General features: G+C 56.9%; 18 protein-coding genes. 11 read left to right on the forward strand and 7 right to left on the reverse strand.

Features of this window, described 5'->3' with window-relative positions:
- Positions 1–29: 29 nt before the first annotated feature.
- From AVI_RS22660 to AVI_RS22675, 4 genes are read right to left on the reverse strand one after another with little or no spacing between them, the layout of a single operon-like run.
- Entirely contained in the window at positions 30–938 is a 909-nt protein-coding gene (locus AVI_RS22660) for an ROK family protein (protein WP_012654449.1), read from the reverse strand.
- Positions 935–2,137: an N-acetylglucosamine-6-phosphate deacetylase gene (gene nagA, locus AVI_RS22665; RefSeq protein ID WP_012654450.1), complete on the reverse strand. Its 1,203-nt coding sequence runs from the start codon at positions 2,135–2,137 to the stop codon at positions 935–937. Before nagA ends, AVI_RS22660 begins: the two co-directional genes overlap by 4 nt.
- Positions 2,134–3,156, reverse strand: a complete 1,023-nt coding sequence (locus tag AVI_RS22670) for an SIS domain-containing protein (RefSeq protein WP_012654451.1) — start codon at positions 3,154–3,156, stop codon at positions 2,134–2,136. The genes nagA and AVI_RS22670 overlap by 4 nt, the downstream gene beginning before the upstream one ends.
- A 28-nt stretch (positions 3,157–3,184) precedes the next feature.
- The gene (locus AVI_RS22675) at positions 3,185–3,937 is read right to left on the reverse strand and encodes a GntR family transcriptional regulator (RefSeq protein WP_012654452.1); all 753 of its coding nucleotides are present in this window, start codon (positions 3,935–3,937) and stop codon (positions 3,185–3,187) included.
- Positions 3,938–4,368: 431 nt separating this feature from the next.
- Between AVI_RS22675 and AVI_RS22680 the strand changes: the two genes are divergently transcribed.
- The 5 genes from AVI_RS22680 (at position 4,369) to AVI_RS22700 (ending at position 9,818) form a co-directional block, all read left to right on the forward strand.
- Positions 4,369–5,550: a Gfo/Idh/MocA family protein gene (locus AVI_RS22680; protein ID WP_012654453.1), complete on the forward strand. Its 1,182-nt coding sequence runs from the start codon at positions 4,369–4,371 to the stop codon at positions 5,548–5,550.
- Between the two features lie 9 nt (positions 5,551–5,559).
- Positions 5,560–6,444 (forward strand): carbohydrate ABC transporter permease, encoded by an 885-nt coding sequence (locus AVI_RS22685; RefSeq protein ID WP_012654454.1) that lies wholly within the window; start codon positions 5,560–5,562, stop codon positions 6,442–6,444.
- The gene (locus tag AVI_RS22690) at positions 6,441–7,301 is read left to right on the forward strand and encodes a carbohydrate ABC transporter permease (RefSeq protein ID WP_012654455.1); all 861 of its coding nucleotides are present in this window, start codon (positions 6,441–6,443) and stop codon (positions 7,299–7,301) included. Before AVI_RS22685 ends, AVI_RS22690 begins: the two co-directional genes overlap by 4 nt.
- Before the next feature lie 77 nt (positions 7,302–7,378).
- Entirely contained in the window at positions 7,379–8,581 is a 1,203-nt protein-coding gene (locus AVI_RS22695; RefSeq protein WP_417883904.1) for an ABC transporter substrate-binding protein, read from the forward strand.
- Between the two features lie 103 nt (positions 8,582–8,684).
- Entirely contained in the window at positions 8,685–9,818 is a 1,134-nt protein-coding gene (locus tag AVI_RS22700) for an ABC transporter ATP-binding protein (RefSeq protein ID WP_012654457.1), read from the forward strand.
- A 26-nt stretch (positions 9,819–9,844) separates the two neighbouring features.
- Here the strand turns inward: AVI_RS22700 and AVI_RS22705 are convergent, their stop codons facing one another.
- Genes AVI_RS22705 through AVI_RS22715 form a run of 3 tightly spaced genes read right to left on the reverse strand, consistent with a single transcriptional unit; the run spans position 9,845 to position 12,959 of the window.
- Positions 9,845–10,945: a D-TA family PLP-dependent enzyme gene (locus tag AVI_RS22705; protein WP_012654458.1), complete on the reverse strand. Its 1,101-nt coding sequence runs from the start codon at positions 10,943–10,945 to the stop codon at positions 9,845–9,847.
- Position 10,946: 1 nt separating this feature from the next.
- Positions 10,947–12,428 carry a M81 family metallopeptidase gene (locus AVI_RS22710; RefSeq protein WP_041699097.1) on the reverse strand — a complete coding sequence of 494 codons (1,482 nt, stop codon included), beginning with the start codon at positions 12,426–12,428 and terminating at the stop codon, positions 10,947–10,949.
- Positions 12,429–12,467: 39 nt separating this feature from the next.
- The gene (locus tag AVI_RS22715) at positions 12,468–12,959 is read right to left on the reverse strand and encodes a hypothetical protein (protein ID WP_012654460.1); all 492 of its coding nucleotides are present in this window, start codon (positions 12,957–12,959) and stop codon (positions 12,468–12,470) included.
- Between the two features lie 112 nt (positions 12,960–13,071).
- On the opposite strand from AVI_RS22715, the gene AVI_RS22720 reads away from it, so the two are divergent.
- The 6 genes from AVI_RS22720 (at position 13,072) to AVI_RS22745 (ending at position 19,868) form a co-directional block, all read left to right on the forward strand.
- Positions 13,072–13,458 carry a RidA family protein gene (locus AVI_RS22720; RefSeq protein ID WP_012654461.1) on the forward strand — a complete coding sequence of 129 codons (387 nt, stop codon included), beginning with the start codon at positions 13,072–13,074 and terminating at the stop codon, positions 13,456–13,458.
- Positions 13,459–13,477: 19 nt separating this feature from the next.
- Positions 13,478–14,341 carry a MurR/RpiR family transcriptional regulator gene (locus AVI_RS22725; RefSeq protein WP_012654462.1) on the forward strand — a complete coding sequence of 288 codons (864 nt, stop codon included), beginning with the start codon at positions 13,478–13,480 and terminating at the stop codon, positions 14,339–14,341.
- Position 14,342: 1 nt separating this feature from the next.
- Positions 14,343–15,119: an SDR family oxidoreductase gene (locus AVI_RS22730; RefSeq protein ID WP_012654463.1), complete on the forward strand. Its 777-nt coding sequence runs from the start codon at positions 14,343–14,345 to the stop codon at positions 15,117–15,119.
- 34 nt (positions 15,120–15,153) lie between these two features.
- Positions 15,154–17,073: a beta-N-acetylhexosaminidase gene (locus tag AVI_RS22735; RefSeq protein WP_012654464.1), complete on the forward strand. Its 1,920-nt coding sequence runs from the start codon at positions 15,154–15,156 to the stop codon at positions 17,071–17,073.
- A gap of 11 nt (positions 17,074–17,084) precedes the next feature.
- Entirely contained in the window at positions 17,085–18,551 is a 1,467-nt protein-coding gene (locus AVI_RS22740; RefSeq protein WP_012654465.1) for a M81 family metallopeptidase, read from the forward strand.
- A gap of 108 nt (positions 18,552–18,659) precedes the next feature.
- A complete protein-coding gene (locus tag AVI_RS22745; protein ID WP_012654466.1) occupies positions 18,660–19,868 on the forward strand; it encodes an MFS transporter in 1,209 nt (402 codons plus the stop codon).
- Positions 19,869–19,877 lie beyond the last annotated feature (9 nt).

Here is a 19,877-nt window from a genome sequence, read left to right on the forward strand (position 1 = left end):
AAAGAAAAGCGGAACTGGACGGCAGGCCTTTAATTTGGCCTTGCAAGCCCGAGCAAGGCTGCACCGATCAGGCCCGGCTCCAGTCGGCATTGCGCTGGAACCACAATAGGATGGCTGAACCGTCGCAAGATCTTGGTTCTGACGGCTAAATCGATGGCGTCAACCAGGGTTGTCGCATTGGACAGGCCGCCGCCGACCGGCAGTATGCTCGCCCCCGTCGTATTGACGACCAGAGCCAACGGACTGGAAAGTAATTCGACAAATGCCGCGATGGTTTGGCTTGCGTTGGGTTCGCCGGTTTCCCAATCTTTGACGATGTCCTCACTCGTTCGGTTTTCGTCGTTCAGGTGCGCATGGAGCTTTTCCATGCCGCGCGCGCTACAGATGGCGTCAATACAGCCTTTCTGACCGCAACCGCATTGAAATCGAGGGATGGTGACGGGCGGTTCGCCAACCTCGGTGGCGGCAATGGGTCCATGGCCCCATTCTCCGGCAAAGCCGCCATCGCTATTGATCAGTTTACCATCGATCACCAGACCGCCGCCGACGCCTGTACCGAGAATGACACCGAACACCACGCGGTGGCCGCGCCCCGCGCCCAGCCCAGCCTCGGCAATTGCGAAACAATCGGCATCATTGGCGATCAGTACCGGCAGGCCCAGGGCCTCTTCCAGATCCTGTTGCAGTAAACGGCCATGGATGCAGGGTATATTGGCGACGACAGCGCGGCGGCTATCCACATCTATAATGCCACAGATGGAAATTGCCACGCAGCTTGGTGTCTCTCCCGTCTCGGCAATGATGGACCTGATGACGCCGACAAATGCATCGAAATCCTGTCCCGGCGTTGGCTGGCGTGGAAAGGGACGAATATCCTCAGGCGAATAGGCAATTGCGCCCTTGATGGCGGTTCCGCCAATATCGAAACAGACGATCATGCGCGCCGGGCCTCGGAATGTGTTGCTGTGCTATGAACGCATGTGCCAGCGATCCAGGTGGAAACCAGATCGAGTTGCGGAGTGAGCAACAGGAAGTCGGCGTCCTTGCCAGGCGCAAGCTGACCTTTCGTCTCGCATCCAATCGCCTCAGCTGGATAAAGCGACGCCATGTTCAACGCCTCCTCAAGCGATGCTTGGAGCTTTTCATGGACAAACCGAATGCAGGACAGCATATCGATATCGGCACCAGCAAGGGTTCCATCGGCTAAAGTCAACCGTCCGCCCTGGCGGAAGACCGGGCGACCATTCAGCATGAAGCCGGTTTCATCAGTGCCGATGCTCGACATGGCGTCGGTGACCAGGAAAATCCGGCCAGACCCGCGTTTGGCGCGAAGGGCAATGCCCATCGAGACCGGATCGACATGGAAACCGTCAGCGATAATCCCGCAGGACAGCGTTTCCGAAGCAAGGGCTGCTCCGACAAGGCCCGGTTCGCGATTGCCCATCTGGCTCATGGCATTGAACAAATGAGTGACGAGCGTCGCGCCCGCCTCGACATAGCCGCCAATCTGCGCGCAACTCGCATCCGTGTGGCCCAGGCTGATGTGATAACCCGCTGCTCGCAGGGTTTTCACCTGCTGCGGGGTAACGCTTTCTGGCGCAATGGTGATCAATGCAGTGCCAAATGTGCCAGCGGAGGCAATAAGCTTTGCCAGATCATCGTCGTTCATGGGGCGGATCAGGGCGGGATCATGGGTGCCCTTGCGCGCCAGCGAAAGGTGCGGACCTTCGAGGTGAAGCCCCAGATAGCCGGGAATTTGCTCGGTCAGCGCTTGGCGGCCAAGGCTCAGAACCTGATCGCGTAGGGCAGGATGGTCAGTAATCAATGTCGGTAATAGCGCAGTGGTGCCGAACCTTGCATGGGCGGCGCAAATCGTCCGGATACCATCAAGATCCGGCTGGTTGTTCAGCAACACACCGCCGCCGCCATTGACTTGCAGATCGATAAAGCCAGGCACGACCAGAGCCGACCCTGCCTCGATCCTGGCAAGGCTAGCAGGCACGGCATTGTTGGAGACGATATCAGCGATTCGCCCCTGATCGACAATCAGGGCCTGATCGTCATGGAAACGCGTGCCGTCAAAGATCCGGCCGCCTGTCACAGCGAATGAGGAGGGAGCCGCAAGAGACGAGTTCATCGGGTTTCCGTTACTTTCTTCAGAGCGGCTGGCTTGTCCGGATCAAGGCCACGGGCGCGCGATAGTGATTCCACCATGCCATAATAGGGTACAATCAATGCCAGCGCATCGGTCAGCGGATGGCCGGTTTCGATGAAGGACAAATGGTTGGCCTCCTTTGCCAAAGACGATGTCAGGAAAACAGACGCATTCTTGGCGGCAAGTCCATTGGCCGTCGCGGCGATAGAAGCCTCCGCCTTGTCGCGGGCGGCAAAGGCGATGATCGGGAAATTCGCAGACACCAGGGAGACCGGACCATGCAACACTTCAGCCGAAGAATAGGCCTCCGCATGCAGCTCAGATGTTTCCTTGCATTTCAGCGCCGCTTCGCAGGCAATCGCCAGTGTCGGGCCACGCCCGAGCATGTAGAGCGAATCGGCATCTTTCAGCACCTCCACCAATCCACTCCAATCCAGAGCCAGCGCTTTTTCAAGATGGGTGGGCAGGGCTTCGACTGCGGCTGCCAGGCGTGCGTTGTCGCTCCAGGCACTGATCAAGGACAGGCCAGCGACAATGGAATTGACGAAGGATTTTGTCGCCGCAACTGCAATTTCCGGTCCGGCTTGAATGTCGATGGCGATATCAGAGGCTGCGGCCAGCGGCGAAGAAATGGTATTGAGCAGCGAAATTGTCGTTGCCCCACCGGCTACGGCGGATTTGGCGAGCGCCACGAGGTCCGGGCTGGCCCCGGATTGCGAGATTGCAAGTGCCGCCGCTCGATCCAGTTTCAGCGGTGCCTGATAAATCGAGGCGAGAGACGGGCCGAGCGAGGCGACGACGATCCCGAGTTCCAGTTCGACGGCATATTTCAGGAAATGGGCGGCGTGGTCTGAAGAACCACGCGCAATAGTGACCAGCACCGCAGGATCGCGCTTGCGGAGTGCTGCACCCGCTTGTTCCAAACTCTCCCGGCTATCGCTTAGCAGTCTACTGACCGCTTGCGGAATCTCGTTTATTTCCTGGCGCATAGTCGTCGTCATCGTATTTTCCTTATCCTGCGGCTTCCGATCAGGAGCCGATGGTCAATTCAGCAACCAGGTCATAGGCATCGCTGCGGTATAGCGCGCGCGACACTTCCATCACCCGGCCTGTATCCAGATAGGCGATTCGCTGCACCGAAAGCGCGGCAGAACCCGGCGGCATGCCGAGCAGTTTGGCATCTTCATCCGTCAATATGACCGCCGAAATGCGTTGATTGGCGCGCACGGGTCTAATCCCGACACTGCCAAGTGCCGCATAGAGAGAGTTCTCGACGCGAGAGGGATCCGGCAGCAGATCATCCGGCAGATTGGTACGTTCCAGCGCAATCGGCATGTCGCTGGCGGTGCGTAGCCGCACCAGCCGTGCTACTCGGGCGGTGCCGGAAAGCCCAAGCGCCATGGTTTCTTCCGGGGTTGGCAAGAACAAGCCGCGCTCCAGCCAACGTGAACCGCTGACCATGCCACGCCGGGCCATATCCTCGGTAAAGGATGTCAGCCGTGTCAGCGGTTGCTGCATGCGCTTGACTGGCTTGACGACAAAGGTTCCAGCACCTCGGCGCCGAACCAGAAGACCTTCAGCAACAAGGTCGTCTATTGCCTTGCGTACCGTGACGCGGCTGATACCTGCGGACTCGGCAATGTCGCGCTCCGCAGGCAGGGCGTCGCCATGCTTAAGCTGTCCAGCTTCGACGGCATCCTCGATCAGCGTCTTTAACTTGATATAAAGCGGGCCGCCCCGGCTGGATTGCAGGCTCGCAAAAGCAAGCACATCCGTCTGCATGTCACGTTCCCCGTATCCTAGCCGAATGCTGATGGTTATTTTTTGATTAGAGTACCAAGGCAATACCAATTTGGCAATAATGTTTCATTGGTCTTCTCAAAGTTCAGGGTAGCAGTGCAAATTGTGCTGAAAAAACAGATATTTCCCTCAAAAAATAGGGGAAATTATCATTCAGTCTGGACGATTGGCATTTTTTTGGTATTATTCATTAACAAGAATAAATAAATGGAACAATCGTGCATAGCTCGTTGAACCCAATGTTCCAGGGCGCGCGCGGAATTGATGATGTCGCTGTGAATGATTTGGGGTGGTCTCGCTGATTGTGAAAATAAATTTCACGACCCTGCGGAGAATTGCTTTCTCTATTGACGAAACCGCCAAAAATTCGCAGTCTCAAGAAAATAAATTACGTGAACGGGGAAAGTTCCAGCATGAAAGTCGCCATTATCGGGCTTGGTTTCCGGCTTGGTTATCTCGGTCGAGTGCTCAGTGAGATCGATCCGTCTTTCGAGATTGTCGGCTATGTCGATCCTGATCCGGCAGGCCTGCCTGGATTGGTTGAGGCAGGTGTATCGCCAGGCAAAGCATATGAAACACCGGAACAGCTGATTGCCGGGGGCGGCTTCGATCTGCTGATGATCGGTTCGCCCAATCACCTGCATATCCAGCATATCCGGTTAGGACTTGAAGCCGGACTGACAGTCTTTACCGAAAAGCCCATCGTGATTTCCATCCAAGAAAGTCTCGAACTCGCTTCGCTTCTGCATACCTATGGTCATGACCGGTTGTTGGTTGGTCTCGTTCTTCGTTATTCGCCGCTCTACCGCGATTTGCGCCAAGCGCAGGCGGATGGCCTGCTTGGCAATGTCGTTTCCATCGAGGCGTCGGAACATATCGAGCCTTATCATGGTGCGTTCTTCATGCGCGATTGGCGCCGTTATGGGCGCTATACCGGCGGCTTCATGCTGGAGAAATGCTGCCACGACCTTGATCTTTACAATGGTGTGGTGGGTGCGCGGCCGCGTTTCGTTGCCAGTTTCGGTGGCCGCAAGAGCTTTATTCCGGAAAATGCACCGGAGCAGGATGGCGTCAACGACATGGAAGTCTACCACCGCAAACCAAGCGGTTGGTTGGGCTCCGACAAGGTCTTTGATAGCGATGCCGACATTATCGATTATCAGACGGCGATCATTGAATATGAGAATGGCGTGGCAATGACGTTTCACACCAACCTCAATGTGCCCGATCAGTTTCGCCGGTTCTGCGTGATCGGCTCGAAGGGCATGGCTGAGGGTGATTTCGTACGTGGCTTCCTAGATGTCCACAATGCTCGCAACAATGACAAGCTCATTGCCAAGACCTATAGTGCGCCTTCCGAGAAGTCACAGCATTACGGCGCCGACGAACAAATGGCAGCCGACGTGCTGGCCTTTATCGAAACCGGAGCGAAGCAACCGGTTTCGGCTCTCGACGCCATTGAGGCGGGCATTTTGGCCCTGGCGCTGGATCAGGCCCGAGCTGAGCGTAAAGTGGTGGACCTCGCGCCTGTCTGGGCGCGTTATGATGCCTGCCTGCATGGCAAGGCGTCCGCCGCCCCTGCAAAGTCGGCATAGGGGATGGTCATGGAGGCGAAACGCAGAGCTGTTTTCTTCGCCTGGTGCCTGCTGTTACCGGCAACCATCTATATCGCCATCATCGTTGCCTATCCGCTGGTCGATACCTTTATCCTGTCTTTCACCGATGCGTCGTTGAAACGGGTGACGAATTGGGTCGGCTGGGATAATTACAACAAGATTTTCAACGCCACCTTCGCGGACGTCATTATCCGCACCTTCGTGTGGACGTTCTTCTCCGTGCTGTTCAAGATGATTATCGGCACGTTCGGCGCGACGCTTCTGAACACCGCTGTGCCGGGGCGAACCTTGTTTCGCATCCTGACCATGCCGCCCTGGATCGTGCCGATGGCGATTGGCATCTTCATGTGGGGCTGGATGTATAACGGCCAGTTCGGGATGATTTCCGGCATGTTGCAGAGGGTGGGCCTGGTCGATGGTCCAGTTGCCTTCCTCGCGTATGGATCAACGGCGTTCTGGGCGACGATTTTTACCGATGTATGGATCGGCGTGCCAATGGTGACGCTTTATCTGCTGGCGGCAATGCAGGCGATCCCGCAGGATCTGCACGAGGCGGCTTGGACGGACGGGGCCGGGCGGTTTTACCGGTTCCGCCGCATCACCCTGCCGCTGCTGATGCCAGCGATGATTACCATGTCGATGATTTCGCTGATCTCGACCTTCAATTCCTTCGATATCATCTGGATATTGACGCGCGGTGGCCCAAGCGGCGGCACGACGACGATGATTATCGATACCTACAAGACGGCAATTGGGTCGTACAAATACGGTGAAGGGGCGGCGCGCGCTGTGCTGATCTGCATCTTCCTGTCGATCTTCAGCTATTTCTACTTCCGCGTCACCAGCCGCCTTTCGCAGGAGCATTCCCGATGAGCACCAACAGGCAGGCGATGATCAATCGCTACAAATGGTACGAAATCATCGGCATCTATTGCGGTGTCGCGGTGTTTCTCACCTTCGTGCTGGCACCTTTCGTGGAAGGGTTCCTGGTGTCACTGAAGCCGCTCAGCCAGCTGTTTTCGTCACCTTATCGGTTTTGGCCGGAAAATGGTTCATTCGAAGCCTACCGCACCATGTGGGACCATGTTCCGGGCTTTGGCCGCTATATCTTCAATTCCTTCTTTATCTCGATCACGGCAACGGTGGTGGTTCTGCTGCTCGTCGTCCCGGCAGCCTATGCCTTTGCCCGCTTCGAATTCCGCGGCAGGGGCGTGTTGCTGGGAACCTTCCTTGCCGTCAACATGTTTTCAGGCGCGGTCCTGCTCATTCCGATCTTTCGGCTGATGCGGATTTCAGGAATGCTGAACACCTATTTCGCGCTGATCGTGCCGCTGATCGCCTTCCTGATCCCGACCGCCATCTGGTTGCTGAGAACCTATATGATGCGGATTCCACGGGAGCTTGAGGAAGCGGCTTATGTGGATGGGGCAAGCTACTTCTACACATTTCGGCGCGTCGTTCTGCCGCTTGCCATGCCAGGGATTGCCGTCGTCGGCATCACCACCTTCATTACCGCCTATGCGCAGCATTTCATCTTCGCGCTGACCTTCAACTCGAAGACGGAATACATGCCACTGCCGATTGGCCTGTTTGCTTATTTTGGCCGTCAGGAAGTGATCTGGAACGAGTTGATGGCCGCAAGCTTCGTCGGTATTGCGCCGGCGATGATCATGATCTTCTTCCTGCAACGCTATCTGGTCAGTGGCCTGACGGCGGGTGCAGTCAAGTAGGCAACCGGTTTCGAAACGACCAAGACACGTTTAATGTCAACAAAGGGGAACCATCGATGAAAAATACGTTGACCATCATGGCGGGCGCGCTGGCGCTGCTGGCAAGCTCGGCTCTGTCGAGTTTTGCGGCGGATAAGGAAATCAGCTGGATCTATTGCGGCGACAAGATCGACCCGATCCATGAGAAATATATCAAGGTCTGGGAAGGCAAAAACCCGGGCTGGAAGATTGCGCCTGAAGTGGTTGGCTGGGAACAGTGCCAGGACAAGGCAACCACTTTGGCTGCCGCCGGGACGCCGGTTGCCATGGCTTATGTTGGTTCGCGCACATTGAAGGAGTTCGCCGAGAACGACCTGATCGTCAAGGTGCCGATGACGGATGCCGAAAAGAAGAGCTATTATCCGAACATCGTCGATACCGTAACTTTCGACGATACCCAGTGGGGCGTGCCGATTGCCTTCTCCACCAAGGCGCTGTTCTGGAACAAGGATCTGTTCAAGAAGGCCGGTCTTGACCCGGAAACCCCACCGAAGACCTGGGCTGAGGAAATTGCCTTTGCCAAGCAGATCAAGGAAAAGACCGGAATTGCCGGTTACGGCATGCCTGCCAAGACGTTCGACAACACCATGCACCAGTTCATGCATTGGGTGTATACCAATAACGGTCAGGTGATGAACAAGGACGGCAAGATCGTCATGGACAGCCCGGAAGTGCTGGCAGCGCTTCAGGCCTATAAGGACATTGCTCCCTATTCGGTTGAAGGGGCAACTGCCTACGAGCAAAACGAAATCCGCGCCATCTTTCTCGACGGCAAGGCAGGGATGATCCAGAACAGCACGGGTGCGGCCTATCGCTTGCTGAAGACCGACATCCACTGGGGCGTGACGACCTTGCCACTTGGTCCTTCGGCCAAGGGCCCCGGCACGCTGTTGATCACCGATAGCCTGGCGATCTTCAAGGGCTCCGGTGTCGAGGACAAGGCAACGGAATTTGCCAAATACATTACCTCGCCGGAACCGCAGGAAGAATACGAACTGACGACCGATTCCGGCCTGACGCCGCTTCGTCCTTCCGCTAAGGTTGAGCAGTTGATCAAGGATAAGCCTTACTGGAAGCCGTTCATTGATGGTATCGCCTTCGGTGGTCCTGAGCCTTTGTTCAAGGATTACAAGGGTTTCCAGAATGTGATGATCGAAATGGTCCAGTCTGTTGTCACTGGTAAGGCCGAGCCTGCTGAGGCCTTGAAAAAGGCGTCGGCTGCTATCGACCAGTACAAGTAAACATCGGGGCTCCGGCTGCGGATCATCTTGGTTCGCAGCCGGTTTTTGTTTGGAATTTCGCCGGTCGCCTCTTGGTCGCCGGTTGGTATGGAGACGCAGCGCGGTGGGCCAGCTTTATCTCAACAAAGTCGTCAAATCCTTTGGCCATTTCGATGTCATCAAGGGCGTCTCGCTCGACATCAAGGACGGCGAATTCATGGTCTTCGTCGGCCCATCCGGCTGTGGCAAGTCCACGCTGCTTCGGATGATTGCCGGACTGGACGATACGACCAGCGGCGATATCGTCATCGATGGAGCTCGGGTCAATGCGCTGCCGCCGGTTGAGCGCGGCATTGCCATGGTGTTCCAGTCCTATGCGCTCTATCCGCATATGACGGTGTTTGAAAATATCGCTTTTCCGTTGCGGGTCGAGAAAATGCCCGAAGCGCAGATCCGTGAAAAGATCGACGCAGTGGCTAAGGTTTTGCAGCTAGACCAGCGCTTGCAGCAGAAGCCGGGCCAGCTTTCCGGCGGTCAGCGGCAGCGTGTGGCGATTGGTCGGGCCATCGTGCGCGAGCCGAAGATTTTCTTGTTCGATGAACCGCTTTCCAACCTCGACGCCGCCTTACGTGCCGATATGCGCATCGAACTGACCCGGCTGCACCGGCAGTTGAAGGCAACGATGATCTACGTCACCCACGACCAGATCGAAGCGATGACCATGGCTGACCGAATCGTCGTGTTGCATGGTGGTCATATTGCCCAGGTAGGGGCACCTCTGGAGCTTTACCACAAACCGCAAAACCTGTTTGTTGCCGGTTTTATCGGCAATCCGAAGATGAATTTTGTGCCGGTCAGCTGTAAGGGCGTTGGACCCAATGGTGTTACCGTCGCCTATGAAGGCCGAATGGTGACCATCCCGGTGACCGGACGTCCCGATATGCTGGGTCAGGAGCTGACGCTTGGCATTCGCCCAGAACATCTGGCGCTCGGCAAAGGTGATTTTTCCATCACTGTGACACCCAGTGTCGTTGAGCGGCTCGGTGCCAGCACAATCGCCTATGCGTCTTTAGCGAATGGTGAACCTTATTGTGCAGTCTTCCCCGGATCTGCACCTGTTCAGCCAGATCAGCCCATGACAACGGCGATCAAGGTCAGCGATTGTCATCTGTTCGATGCCGATGGTGAGGCGCTGGAACGCCATATCAATTGGCAGGCGGAAACGCTGCCGGATGCGCTGAAGGCGGTTCAGGAATAAGTACAGGCGAATAGGCGGAAGCGCGGCTACCAGACCAGGCCGCGTGCCGCCACATCTTCCACCCGCGTCACCACACCATCCCGGTGAAATGTCATGATGTCGAACAGGTTTGACACCACGCAGGTGTGGTTGGGAATGATCCGCACTTTCTCGCCGATCTCGGGCCGTCTGCCAGTAATCCTCGAGAGATCGACGGTTCCGTGTTCTTCAGACAGGCCGATAATGACGGCATCCGGGTAGTCGACAATCAAGCCATAATCGTTAAAGCCAAGCAGGTCGGATGTCAGCGCTTTGGAGCCCGCATCCAGAATGGCGCGATCCGGTGTCGGGCGCGACACGACGGTGGCTAGGATATGCATTGCACAATCGTCAAGCGTGCCATGTCCAGCCTTCGCCATGCTACGGTCGCTATAGATATAGGTTCCAGCGCGATGCTCGGTGGCTGATGGCACAAGATGGGCGGAAAATAGGCTTGGCGTTCCGCCGTTCGAGACAATCGGACAGGCAATGCCCAGAGTGGTCAGGCTTGTGAGGATTTGCGCAAAAAAGCTTTCGACGACCTGTTCTGTGTGGGCCTTGGGATATGTCATTATTCCGCCGAACCGCAGGCCTTTGCTGGCGGAAATCGCTTGCGCCAGGCCAACGGCGTCTGCTGGTGTCTGCACCCCGCAGCGTCCTCCCCCGGTGTCGCATTCCACCAATACGGTCAAAGGTTTGCGATCTGCAAAATAGTTTGAAAGGCCCTCAACGGTGACGATGCTGTCGGCCACCACCTTCAGGCCGGATATCTGCTCATTCAGGGCAGAGAGCCTCACGAGCTTTTCAGGCCCAAGAATATTGAAGGTAATCAATATATCCTCGAACCCGGCCTCGGCAAACACCTCCGCCTCGGTAATTTTCTGGCAATTGATGCCGGTCGCACCGGCCTCCTGCTGCTGGCGGGCGAGGGGTGGAATCTTGTGGGTCTTGATATGCGGGCGAAAGGCTAAGCTGTGGACATCCATATAGGATTGAACCCGGGCGATATTGGCAGCGAGCCGATCCTCGTCGATTAACGGCAGCGGTGTTGACAGCGAGAGAACTGGATCGCCGGGTCTTGGACCAGGAATGTCAATTGGGCGGTCCATCTCAGGCAGTCTCCGTGTCCTGGACAAGGTTGAAAGGATCGGCGCTGATCGGCCAGATGTCGCGGCGAACCCGCCGATAAGGGTTGGTAGCCGGATTGTTGGGATAAGGTGATCCCGCTGAACAGTAAAGGATGTCAGAGGCGATCTTCGAAAAAGCCGCGTAGAAATGATTGGTGGATTTGATCGCAAGGATATGTTTGGACGTTGGATCAATGCCGAGCGCTGTGAACAGCGAAGGGTCGTAGCTTTGCACCCGCACGGAACTCAGCACGATATCGATACCGTCTAAGTGGATATGAGCGGCGTCGCCAAACGGGGCGACACTTTCGCCAAACTGCATTTCGGCATTGGGTACGACCTTCACCACCTTTACCAAGCCATCGACAGGATTGCCTGTGCCTAGCGCGGATTTGGCCCCAAAACGCAATGGGATTTCTGCACCTTCGCCTGCGGCCATGCAGATCTGCACAGCAATCGGGTCCCAGATCATCCCAACGGCGGTATTCGTCGCACCCTGCGCCAGAAGTTCCTCAAGCAGCACGGTCGCATCGCCTGCTGTGCCGCCGCCGGGATTGTCCCACATGTCGGCAATCACCACCGGCCCGGCGGGATTTGCAAGCGCCTGGGCAACGGCCTGCTTTTCGTTAATCTGCTGCATCATGAACGTGCCGCGTTTTTCGAACAGTTCAAGGCCAAGTGTGCGGGCCAGCGCCTCGCCTTTTGTTGCTTTGCCATTGGTGATGGCGATGGTTTTGGTCCCCATTTCTGGCACGTCGCCAGCCATGAAGCCGTGAATGACCGAAAGCGACAACACATCCGGGTCTTCACCTTCGATCTGCATCAACTTATCCACAAAGGCCCGCATCGGCTGGCGGGAGGTGGGGAAGACATCGATCATCCGGCAGTCGAAGACCGACATGACGGGTGTGATGCGACCTTCCAGCGTATCGACGACGATCCGCCAAAGGTCACGGGCGCGGTCAACAAAATCCGTATGGGGAAACTCCTTGAAGACAACGAACACGTCCGCCGCCTCAACCCGCTTGGCTGTCAGGTGGCTATGCGGGTCCAGTTCTGCGGCAAGCAGTACATCCGGCCCGATAATGGCGCGGATGCGGCTGAGGAAATCGCCTTCCGGATCGAGATAGCCATCCGCCACCATGGCGCCGTGCAGGCCAAGTACGACGGCATTGACGGGAAGCGCTGCCGTCAATTGGTCTAGAATTTCATCGCGCAGGCTCTCATAAGTCTGCCGATTGACCAGCCCAGCCGGATCGGCCCAGGTGGCGGTGCCTTCAATCAACATCCAGCCTTTCTGGCTGCATATCTCCCGGCCAACGGTAATCGGCGCGGTGCAGAGGGTCGGCGTTGCCGGGTGTTGGCCGGGTGGCGCGTAAAGGGAAGCCTCAAAGGCGCGCCGGTCGATGCAGATCGGCGAGAACGTGTTGGTTTCCGTTGCAAAGGCGGCTGTGAAAATGCGCACGGAGTGGCCTCCAATCACGGTTGATGGAACGAATATTTCTCAGGCTACGCCCATCGGGTTGGGCAAATAACCGGTAAAGCCTGAAATTTTCCAGCGGCCTTCGTGCAGGCGGCAATAATAGAGCGTTTGCCACCGCATGGTGTCGAAACCGCCATCGGCTTTTTTGATGCCGCCGTCGAATTTCTTGCGCACCAAAGCGGTTTCGCCTTCGATTTCGATCTCTTCCAGCGTGGTGGTAAAGAAAATCGCCGTGCGCGGGTCTTCACCGTGGCTCTGACCGGCAAAATCCTTGGCCTGACGCAGCCACTCGTCGCGATAGGCCGCGAGATTCGGGAAGGTCAGGCGCCAATGATCCGGATTGGGATCGCGATTGCCGTTGATGCCGATGAAGCCGTCCTCGACGAAATCACCTTCCACCATCGACCAGTCTGCGGCCAGAAAAGCATCGATGTCGCGGGGAACCAGCATCTCCCAGATCGCATGGCGCGCGGTATCGGTTTCCGGGAAGGGGTTTTTGAAGGGATCGCGCATCTCAGCCACCTTTGTCTAAATTATTTTCATCTTCTATGAAAATCTCTAGGCAAAATCGGTTTTCTATGATGAATTGTCAATTGATCACGAAAATAATTTGCATGAGGTCGAGATGACGATCAAGCGGTATGGCGCGGAAAAAGCAGGTGCCGGCGGGCAGAAACTGCCGTTTGCCAGAGCAGTTGAAGCCGATGGCTGGTTGCATGTCTCCGGCCAGGTGGCGATGGAAGACGGCGAGATCATCCAGGGTGGCATTGTCGAACAGAGCCATAAGGCGATCGGCAACCTGATCGCCATTTTGCATGAGGCTGGCTACGGCGTGGAGCATGTCGTGCGCTGCGGTGTCTGGATTGATGATCCCCGTGATTTCTGGAGCTTCAACAAGATCTATCAGGGCTATTTTGGCGAACATCCGCCAGCGCGTGCCTGCGTGCAGGCCTCAATGATGGTCGATTGCAAGGTCGAGATCGACTGCATAGCCTATAAGGCGACCAAATAAGGTTGGTTTGTGAGGGCTTATGGATATCTTTGCCACCATACAGGAAGATCGCGCGCAATTTTCGCCTTCCGAACAGCGGATTGCCGACATTCTCCTGAGTGAGCTGGATTTTGCCGTCGGCGCATCGATCATCGAGCTGGCCGAGCGGGCGCAAGTGTCGCCGCCGACGGTGACCCGTTTTTGCCGCAGGCTTGGGTGCCAGAGCTTTTCGGATTTCAAGGTCAATCTGGCCAAGACTGCCTATGTCGGCGTGCGTTATCTGAACCCGGAAGCGAAAAGCACTGAGCCGCAGGATGTTGCTGAGGATGTGATCACCAAGGCGCAGAACGCGCTGTTCATGATGCATCGCTCTCTCGACGCAGTTATGATCGAAAAGGTTGCGGACCGGATTTCGCGGGCTGAGATGATCTACGCGTTCGGCTCGGGCGGCAATTCCTCAATGATTGCCTCGGAATTGCAAAACCGGCTGTTTCGGCTGGGGTCACGGGTCACGGCTTGCAACGATCACCATATGCAATTGATGCTGACAGCGGCGGCGCGCAGCAATGATATCATTGTCGGATCATCCTTCTCGGGCCGCAATCTGGAGCTGGCGCGCTGTTTCGAGCTGGCGCGTGACAACGGCATTACAACGATTGCCCTGACCCAGAGTGACAGCGCTGTCGCCAAGGCTGCCGAGCTGGTCGTTGGTATCGATCTGCCGGAGGGCGACAATATCTTTCGTCCGACATCGACCCGCTTTGCCTATCTGGCCATGGTCGATGTCATCGCCAGTCTGGTTGCCTATCGCAATCGCAAGCTTTCCATGGTGACGCTGCGCCACATCAAACAACAATTGGTCGAACATCGCGATGGCGACGACCGTCAGATTCTGGGAGACTAGGATGGCGAAATCCGTGGCCGTGGTAACAGGTGCCGCCGGTGATATCGGGCGGGCAATTGCCAGCCGTCTGGCCGCAAGCCATGATGTGGTGGTGCTGGCCGATATTGATGAGACCGCGGTGAATGCGGCTGCGAAAACCCTCGGCAGTACGGAAAACTTCCTGCCGCTGGTCTGTGACGTCACCGACGAGGCGAGCATCAATGCTCTGGCATCTGCGGTGCAGGAGTTTGGGGTTACCAAGACCCTCGTCAACAACGCCGGGGCGGCAAGGGCCGTCAGTCTGCACGATACCGATGCTGCCATCTGGCGCCAGGATAATACGCTCAATCTGGAAGCCGCATTCCTGACCTTCAGGGCTTTGGAAAATCAACTGAAACAATCACAAGGCGCGGTCATCAATATTGCTTCGGTCAATGGCATGGCCGTGTTCGGCCATCCCGCCTATAGCGCTGCGAAGGCTGGCCTGATCCATCTGACCCGGTTGATCGCGGTGGAATATGGGAAATTCGGCATTCGTGCCAATGCGGTGGCGCCCGGCACGGTGCGCACCCAGGCCTGGGAAGCGCGCGCCGCTGCCAATCCTGCCGTGTTCGAAGAGGCCAAGCGTTGGTATGCCTTACAACGGATCGCCACGGCGCAGGATGTTGCAAATGCGGTGTTTTTTCTGGCTGGTGATCAGGCTGCTGCCATTACCGGCGTCTGCCTTCCCGTCGATTGTGGGTTGACGGCAGGCCAAAGCGAACTTGCCCGGACATTTTCGCAGTCCGAGCATTATTGATCCTCCATCCATTCAGACCTCAAGGGGAACCGTCATGACTGAAGTCGCTTTTCGTCTGGACAATGCTTGGTATCCTATCGAGGGCGATGACGGCGGTGGTTTCGTCTTCACCCTCTACAACTTATCGTCCGAGCCTGTCAGCGGTTTCAAGCTTGCCTATACGGCCTTGACGCGGGTGAAGGACGACCCGGTCTGCGACAACGCAGTTTTCCTGCGACGCAACGCCAATTTTCACCAGTTTGCACCACCGGAAGGCCTGGTTTTGGCGCCAGGAGGGTGCTGGCGGTTTACGGTTCAGGGCCTCTGGCGGCCCGCTCGACATCGCACGGATGGTGCGAAATCAGCTTATTTGACTCTTGCCGATGGACGTCATGTCGTCGTCTCCGTCGATGATCTGATGCTGCAAGGCCGGGTGAGCGCCCCCGCGCCAGTTCTGTTGCCGAAGGGAGAGGTTAGCAAGCCTTTTTCGCTGCTGCCGTGGCCCGTCGAGGCGAACCTTGCGGCGGGCGATGGCTTTCCGGTGGCGATCTATCCCGCCAAGGGTACGGATCTTTCCGGCTTACAGGCGATTGAGCGGGTCAATGCACTTTACCGGCGGCTATTTACAGTCGGCCATGTGCCATTTTCGCTGGCGCCGGTCGATCAGGGCAAAGCCTTGAAACTCGCCCATGATCCAGCACTCGGCGCATCTGCCTATTGGCTCGATTTTGCTGAGGAGATTACGCTGTCCTTTGGGGATGAGGCGGGACGGCAATATGGACTGACAGCATTGGCGCAAATGCTGCATGGCGCAAGACAAGATCCCGCGCAGTTCAGGTTTCCGGTCTCCGGCCAGATCAAGGATGCGCCGCGTTATGGCTGGCGCGGCTGCCATCTGGATGTGTCCCGGCAATTTTATCCGACGCAGGACGTGCTGCGGCTGATCGATATCATGGCCTGGATGAAGCTGAATATTTTCCACTGGCATCTGACCGATGACGAAGCTTGGCGGTTGGAAATCAAGGCCTATCCGCAACTCACGACTGTTGGCGTGCTGCGTGGCCCGGATGAACCGATGTTGCCGCAGCTTGGCAATGGCGCGGAGCCGGTCGGTGGTTTTTACACCCAGGAGGATGTTGGCCACATCGTCGCCCATGCCGCCTTGCTGCATGTTGAGGTCGTGCCTGAGATCGATATTCCGGGTCATAGCACCGCGATCTTGACGGCCTTGCCTGAACTGGTCGATGGCCAGGAAGCGCCTGACAGCTACCGCTCCGTCCAAGGCTATCCGAATAACGCGCTCAACCCTGCCATTGAGCAGACCTATGTGTTTCTCGGCAAGGTTTTGGATGAGATGGCGACGCTGTTTCCCTCCGATCTCGTGCATGTCGGTGGTGATGAGGTTGCGGCCAATACCTGGATGGCCTCGCCATTGGCAAAAAAGCTGATGGAGCAGGAGGGCATTGACGGCACATTCGGGCTGCAAAGCCATTTCATGAAGCGCATTCAGCAGATGTTGAAAGACCGCGGCAAGAAACTGGCTGGTTGGGACGAAGTATCCCACGGCGGCGGTGTCGATCCGCAGGGAACGCTGCTGATGGCCTGGCAGAAGCCGGAGGTAGGACTGGATCTGGCGCGGCAGGGCTATGACGTGGTGATGACGCCCGGACAGGCCTATTATCTCGACATGGTGCAGGACGAGGCGTGGCAGGAGCCGGGCGCCAGCTGGGCCGGCACCGTGCCGCCGCACCATACCTATACCTATGAAGCCGTCGCGGAATTTCCTGAGGAATTAAAGCCTAGGATGCGGGGTGTGCAGGCCTGTATCTGGTCGGAGCATTTCCTGAACCGGGATTACTTCAACCACCTGGTCTTTCCGCGCCTGCCGGCTGTTGCCGAGGCCGCCTGGACCCCTAGGCATCAGAAGGAGTGGCTGCGCTTTGCAGCTCTCGCGCCGCTGATGCCACGTTTTTAAGGAAATCGGACATGGAATTTCGAATTGCCGTTGGTGGCATTCACACGGAATGCAGCACGTCATCGCCGGTTTTGATGCAGACCGAGGATTTTCGCGTGCTGCGCGGTGACGATCTCCTGGCTGCCGATTATTTCAGCTTTCTTGGCGCGGATGGGGTCAAGCCCTTGCCCTTGCTGCATGCCCGCGCCGTTCCGGGCGGCCCGGTTTCGCGCCAGACCTATGAGACTTTCAAGGCCGAATTCCTGGAACGGCTGCAAGCCGCTTTGCCGCTGGACGGGCTCTATCTCGCCATGCATGGTGCCATGAATGTCGAGGGCATGGACGATGCCGAGGGTGACTGGATTTCGGCTGCGCGCGCCGTGGTTGGACCGGATTGCACGGTTGCTGCCAGTTACGATCTGCATGGCAATGTTACCCAGAAAATCATCGATCAACTGGATATTTTCGCTGGATATCGGACAGCGCCGCATATCGATGTGCGCGAAACCATGGTCCGGGCCTGGGACATGTTGATAAAAGCGCTGCGGACCGGTGAAAAGCCTGGTGTCGCCTGGGCGCCTGTGCCTGTTCTTCTTCCCGGAGAACGGACCTCAACTGAAGACGAGCCAGCCAAAAGCCTTTACTCGCAATTGCCGCAGCATGATCAGCGCCCGGGCATATGGGATGCCAATCTGATGGTTGGTTATGTCTGGGCCGACGAGCCCCGCGCCACTGCCTGTGCTGTGGTTACTGGTGTGGATCGAAGCGAGGCGCAAAAGGTGGCTGAAGAGATTGCCCGATCTTACTGGGAGGCGCGCCAAGCCTTCCGGTTCGGTCCGGTGACGGGGGCACTGAATGATATGCTCGACATAGCCGAAACGACCCGGACCCGGCCAATTATTCTCGCTGACTCGGGCGACAACCCCACCGGCGGTGGAGTTGGCGACCGCGCCGATGTCTTGGCGGCATTGATTGCCCGCGATTTCGACGGGGCGGTGATTGGCGGGATTACCGACAAGCCCGCTGTCGATGCCTGTTTTTCTGCGGGCGTGGGGGCGAAATTGGCGCTGAAGGTTGGTGGCTCACTCGATCCGGCAAGCCCGTCGGTTCAGGTTGATTGCGAGGTGCTTCGACTGGATGATCCGGGTGTGGCGACAGAGCGCCAGGCTATCATCAAAATTGGTGGTATTACCCTTATTCTCGCCAGTAAGCGCAGGCCCTACCACAATCTCGCCGATTTCACCCGGCATGGCATTGATCCGAAAGCGGTGCGGTTGCTGGTTGTGAAGTCTGGCTATCTTTCTCCCGAGCTTCAGCCAATTTCCAATCCGAACCTGATGGCGCTGACCGATGGGGTCATTAACCAGGATATCGAGGCCTTGCCGAGCAAGCGCCGCAAACAACCGACCTATCCCTTCGTCAAGGATTTCGACTACCAGCCGCAAGCGGTGACCTCAGCACGGTGGACGGATAGCGACAATCGTTCAGGGGTAGATTGAACCCGTCAGACCCCCAGGCAAACTTTAAACAAGAGATAAGCGTCTCACTCCGCAAAGGTGCCGCCGGTGAAGCCAGCGGCAGCTTGTTTTCACAAAGATAGCGCGTTCATGCCGCCAGTTCTCTCCATAATCGCCGCCAATCCGGGTATCCGGATTAGCGCGATTGCGATTTTCTTCTTCGGCTTGTCCGGTGCGACCACGGCTCCCTATATGTCGATCATCGGCATCCACGAGTTGGGATTGAGCAATGCACATTACTCGCTGCTGATCTTCATCGCGTCCTGCGTCAATGTCGCCGCCAGCGTTGCCGTGGGGATATTGGCCGACAGGCTTGGACATTTCCGCATGCCGATGGTGATCGTCAGCTTGTTTGGTGTGGTCGGTTATGGGGTGGTGTTTCTCGAACCGAACCAGATCATTTTCGTCGCCTCGGCGCTGGTGTTGCTGCCGGTTTATAATGCGTTGAATTCGCTGATATTTGCCAATGTGCGTGCCGCATCCAAGGATATGCCGGTGCGTGAGTTGATTGCAGTCAATTCCGGCGTGCGGGCCGTTATCTCGGCTTCCTGGGTCTTGGTACCCGGTCTGGTAGGCTTCTTTCTGGCTGGTCAGAAAAGCATGCTGCCTGCCTTTCTGTTTGCCAGCCTCGGCGGACTTGCCTGCTTCATGTTGTTTCTGGTCTGGTTGCCGAAGGCGGAGGCAAGGGCCGAACCCTCCGCAAGTCTGGCGTTTTTTTCATCCTTGTCGAAAATCGCTTCGCCAGGATTATTGTTGCGGCTTGGCGCCATCGCGCTGATCACCGCCATGCTGCAAATGAACGGCGTCGTGCTGCCCCTTGTCATGACCGGGCCAGCACATGGCACGACCGGCGATGTCGGTATTATCGTCGGTATCGTTGCCTTTCTGGAAATCGTCTTCATTCTGTTCTGGGGCTGGGTGGAGCGCAAAACCTCCAGTGTGGCGACGCTTGTTGCCGGTTCGCTGATCTATTGCGTCTATCTGCTGGGCCTCGGCCTCGCCTCGCGGCCAGAACATGTCTATCTGCTTTCCGGCATTGCCGGTTTCGGGGCGGCGGCTATTATCAGCGTGCCGATTACCTATCTGCAAAACCTGATTGCCGATCGAGCCGGACTTGGTAGCTCGCTTATTGCGGTGAATATCTTCCTGAGCGGTGGATTGAACTCGCTGCTCTTTGCTTTCGGCACCGGGGTCAGCAATTATTCAGGCACGGCAATGCTCGGTGCCCTGGCTGGCTTCTGCGGTATTTTGCTGTTGCTGATACTGGAAAAGCCACGGTCCTTCAGGGGCGCTCAATGACCGGAATAC

Origin of the sequence: Allorhizobium ampelinum S4, from assembly GCF_000016285.1 — a bacterium.
Classification (GTDB): Bacteria; Pseudomonadota; Alphaproteobacteria; order Rhizobiales; family Rhizobiaceae; genus Allorhizobium; species Allorhizobium ampelinum.

Bases quoted from the DNA above. Each gene is read 5' to 3' on its own strand.
- AVI_RS22745 (WP_012654466.1), top strand. From the start codon at position 18,660: ATGCCGCCAGTTCTCTCCATAATCGCCGCCAATCCGGGTATCCGGATT.
- AVI_RS22715 (WP_012654460.1), bottom strand. From the start codon at position 12,959: ATGCGCGATCCCTTCAAAAACCCCTTCCCGGAAACCGATACCGCGCGC.
- AVI_RS22660 (WP_012654449.1), bottom strand. From the start codon at position 938: ATGATCGTCTGTTTCGATATTGGCGGAACCGCCATCAAGGGCGCAATT.
- AVI_RS22720 (WP_012654461.1), top strand. From the start codon at position 13,072: ATGACGATCAAGCGGTATGGCGCGGAAAAAGCAGGTGCCGGCGGGCAG.
- AVI_RS22675 (WP_012654452.1), bottom strand. From the start codon at position 3,937: ATGCAGACGGATGTGCTTGCTTTTGCGAGCCTGCAATCCAGCCGGGGC.
- AVI_RS22685 (WP_012654454.1), top strand. From the start codon at position 5,560: ATGGAGGCGAAACGCAGAGCTGTTTTCTTCGCCTGGTGCCTGCTGTTA.
- AVI_RS22730 (WP_012654463.1), top strand. From the start codon at position 14,343: ATGGCGAAATCCGTGGCCGTGGTAACAGGTGCCGCCGGTGATATCGGG.
- AVI_RS22735 (WP_012654464.1), top strand. From the start codon at position 15,154: ATGACTGAAGTCGCTTTTCGTCTGGACAATGCTTGGTATCCTATCGAG.
- AVI_RS22670 (WP_012654451.1), bottom strand. From the start codon at position 3,156: ATGACGACGACTATGCGCCAGGAAATAAACGAGATTCCGCAAGCGGTC.
- AVI_RS22740 (WP_012654465.1), top strand. From the start codon at position 17,085: ATGGAATTTCGAATTGCCGTTGGTGGCATTCACACGGAATGCAGCACG.
- AVI_RS22705 (WP_012654458.1), bottom strand. From the start codon at position 10,945: ATGGACCGCCCAATTGACATTCCTGGTCCAAGACCCGGCGATCCAGTT.
- nagA (WP_012654450.1), bottom strand. From the start codon at position 2,137: ATGAACTCGTCTCTTGCGGCTCCCTCCTCATTCGCTGTGACAGGCGGC.
- AVI_RS22725 (WP_012654462.1), top strand. From the start codon at position 13,478: ATGGATATCTTTGCCACCATACAGGAAGATCGCGCGCAATTTTCGCCT.
- AVI_RS22695 (WP_417883904.1), top strand. From the start codon at position 7,379: ATGGCGGGCGCGCTGGCGCTGCTGGCAAGCTCGGCTCTGTCGAGTTTT.
- AVI_RS22690 (WP_012654455.1), top strand. From the start codon at position 6,441: ATGAGCACCAACAGGCAGGCGATGATCAATCGCTACAAATGGTACGAA.
- AVI_RS22680 (WP_012654453.1), top strand. From the start codon at position 4,369: ATGAAAGTCGCCATTATCGGGCTTGGTTTCCGGCTTGGTTATCTCGGT.